This is a genomic window from Xenorhabdus sp. TS4, from assembly GCF_014467265.1.
Classification (GTDB): Bacteria; Pseudomonadota; Gammaproteobacteria; order Enterobacterales; family Enterobacteriaceae; genus Xenorhabdus; species Xenorhabdus ehlersii.
Map to the genome: position 1 here is coordinate 1 of NZ_NKHQ01000115.1, position 3,132 is coordinate 3,132.

The 3,132-nt window shown below is 45.7% G+C and carries 5 protein-coding genes; all 5 read right to left on the bottom strand.

Annotated elements, in window-relative coordinates:
• The coding region (locus Xets_RS19585) for a zinc-finger-containing protein (protein WP_222941664.1) at positions 1-291 on the bottom strand (291 nt) is incomplete at its 3' end.
• Between the two features lie 70 nt (positions 292-361).
• Positions 362-1,201 (bottom strand): phosphoadenosine phosphosulfate reductase family protein, encoded by an 840-nt coding sequence (locus Xets_RS19590; protein WP_187652403.1) that lies wholly within the window; start codon positions 1,199-1,201, stop codon positions 362-364.
• Positions 1,202-1,436: 235 nt separating this feature from the next.
• Positions 1,437-2,057 (bottom strand): lambda exonuclease family protein, encoded by a 621-nt coding sequence (locus Xets_RS19595; RefSeq protein WP_187652404.1) that lies wholly within the window; start codon positions 2,055-2,057, stop codon positions 1,437-1,439.
• Positions 2,038-2,775 (bottom strand): phage recombination protein Bet, encoded by a 738-nt coding sequence (gene bet, locus Xets_RS19600; protein ID WP_187652405.1) that lies wholly within the window; start codon positions 2,773-2,775, stop codon positions 2,038-2,040. The genes Xets_RS19595 and bet overlap by 20 nt, the downstream gene beginning before the upstream one ends.
• The gene (locus Xets_RS19605; RefSeq protein ID WP_187652406.1) at positions 2,772-3,047 is read right to left on the bottom strand and encodes a hypothetical protein; all 276 of its coding nucleotides are present in this window, start codon (positions 3,045-3,047) and stop codon (positions 2,772-2,774) included. Before Xets_RS19605 ends, bet begins: the two co-directional genes overlap by 4 nt.
• Positions 3,048-3,132 lie beyond the last annotated feature (85 nt).

The window sequence follows — 3,132 nt, forward strand, 5'->3', positions numbered from 1 at the left end:
CCTAACGACATCATCGAAATGCCGGTGTGCTGAGAGCCGTGCTATTCGTGTCGGCCTATCTGCCAGTGACCCCATCGGGATATCGGTTCCCGGATGAATGCCAACACGCGCACCGCACGTCCAGCAATGGTATAACCACGGCCAACGGTTATCGTGGATGCGCTTAAAAACATTCAGGTGATGTTCAATCATCACATGCCTGCCACAATATCGGCAGTGTGTCGGAATGGGATAGGGATCGTTAACTCTGAGGATCGCTTTTGGATTGGGGTTCCATGGAGTGAACTGCATGTTGTGTCCTCCCGAATTTTGGTTGTGATACTCCTCCCGCCACTGAGGTAGCGTTAGTTATAAAATAGATCTAATTGAATATTTCGCAGGATTCAGAGCAGGAACCGGTATCAAAACGTTTGGCTGCGACCATTTCTTGATACAGATTTTGATAGTCTGCATTCGAATACATCTTAGCTATTCCATCCAGTGATATATTCCCACGGTACATAATTTCTTTGGCGGTCTTCCTATGACCATCCCGGACATGCGCTCCTGTAATACACTCTGATTCGAATGCGAGTTTTAATCCCGGCTCGGATTGGCACGCCAGACCAATTTTTTTACTGCTCTTTTTAATACAGAACACGCAATTACCCAGATGTTCAGGAATTAATAAATCAAATGGCTGTTCTGACCACCAATCTAAAATATCCTGTTTGTCAAAATCTGAGATGTCAGCTAAATAATTAATGCCATTCGTGCGATTTAATCTCCGTGGTTCATCTGCTCGAATGCCTATCCATGTCTGATAATTACCCCGCCCGAAATGGTCATTGCAATATGCGTTAAATGGTCTCAATTTCAGGCGGTCAGTGCAAAATGCACCCCCGATATATGGAGTGCCGTATTTTTTCACCATGTCCGTAAACGGCTGCAATGTCGGCATTCGAGTCTGGATATCTTTCGGTTCCCAAATGATATAACCATTCGATGCACCCAGTTGAGGGTTGATATCAGCTTGTAATACAACCAGCGGAATATCCCAGAATTTGACGACCTCTCTGACAAATCGGTATGTGGAGGGATGCTCCGCGCCCGTGTCCATAAACACATAGCGGACGGCTTCCCCTTGTTTGCGGCGCTGTTCCATGAGATATACGAGGTACGCCGATGTCCTGCCGCCAGAGAAACTGACAACATTGATCATAGTGTAGTGGTATCCTAGGGTTAGAGGGTATTTGGATTGCCGAGCACAAACACTCGGTGTTGAAAATCGGTGGAATGGTATAATCTGGGTTTCAGCTTTTTGCCTGTTTTTTGTCTTTCTGCGTACTCTTTAACCCATTTTCGATTACAGATGACGCATTTTCCATTTGCTACGAACCGCTCCGTGTGTCCGTAGAGGCACGGCTTACCCTGAAAATATTTACTCGGTTCCGTGGTCATTGATCTCTCCCTAATAGAGCTATATTTCTTATTGCATCTTTGAGTTCGTCAATAAACGATAAAACCTCGGTTTCAATTTCCTTGGCTAATTCCTCATTAAACAATATCCGTGTTTTGAAGTAGGAAAGATTAGGAGGTAATCGATCATCGTAGCTAATGAAGTCACACCATTTACGGCCAGTACACATCATTTGGGCGTGCATCTGTAACAGATATTCGCGCTTTGGCTTTTGGGTTTTGATGGTCTCAATGTGTGTCCATGTATTAGGGCATTTGATTTCAAGTAATCCATCGCCATTGACCAACCCATCTGGGCTGGCGCCAAAGAGTTCAATGACGGGGTGATCAATAAACCCTGTTTCAATAACACTGGCATCAAACTCATTGAGGCAATACATTTCCCGCGCTACAGCTTCTAACTCGCTTCCGCGTTCCATTGCGGCGGATTTAAACCCCTCTTCATACTTCCCTGTAAAATGCTCACAAATGAGTTTTGCCATGTAGTTATGGCGAGAGGCGGAATAGCCATTCTTGGTTTTAGCCATGATGTTAGCCAATCCGCTGGCGGTTACTTTCCCTAATCTGGCCTGATGCCATTCATCCGTTCTCTGCTCCATTTGTCACCTCGTTATATTCAGCTTCTATTGCTATAGTTTCTTTAATGCGTTCCTTTTCGGTATTACCGATGATTTTCTTCTCTTCCAATGAGAGTGATACCCAGAGTTTTTCAAAGGATTCCATGCCAATTTTTGCTGCTTCTTCACAGCGAGAGATCAAGGATTGGCGGTCAGCGTGACTTTCCTGTCCGTTGACTACCTCAGCCGCAGTTCCGGCTGTGATGCGTTCTGCCTCATCTTGGTCATAGATACCCGCAAATCCAAATGCCAGGCGGGCGCACTGGATCATGGCTTTGTGCCGCAACATTCTTTTTGGGTGGCTTTGCCATGGTTGCGTAGTTCTTTTGCATTCACTCATGTATTCCGTTACTGTTGTTGGGTGGGTGCGATCTTTCCGATAAATTTTGCATGTACATGACTCAGCATCCTGACTGAACTCCATGCCGTCAAACTGTTTGTTTTCGTTGATGATACGAGCCCATCCATCTACGCCCACAACGGGAACAATCCCTGTTTTATCTGGAAATGCATAAACCTCTTTTGTCCACGGGTTGAGGTTGTACTGGTTAGCAACAATAAGAAGAGCAACAAATTGTTGTTCCGTAGCGTTACCTCTAAACGCCGTTGCTTTCAGTGTTTCAATGAGTTCGTCTTCTTGAACTCTCATCCCTAGCTTGTCCGCTAGCGTGCCAGCCAGTGATACCAAAGCTGTACTCATATTGCCTCCTTCTGAACTTTAAACAAACATAGGTTGTACAGCAGTCCATTGACCATCTCATCAATGTCACTGCCAGTGTCGAATAGCTCACCAAACAATTCATTCATCCGTGGCGAGAAAATAGAGCGTGTTCCCTCTGGGAGTTCGTTGTATAGCCGCAATGCGGCATTTTCTTGTTGCTCCTCTACCGCCTCCTGATAGGCTGCCTCTTCCATTCTGCGCTCATATTGCTCATCCTGAGCGCCGTAGGGGTTATGATCGAAATGTCTCATGCTGCCTCCCGATGTAATTGCCGGGTCAGTTCCACTGCAATTTTACGCCCCATTCCTGATTTGATAATGGACTCAACCAAACTCA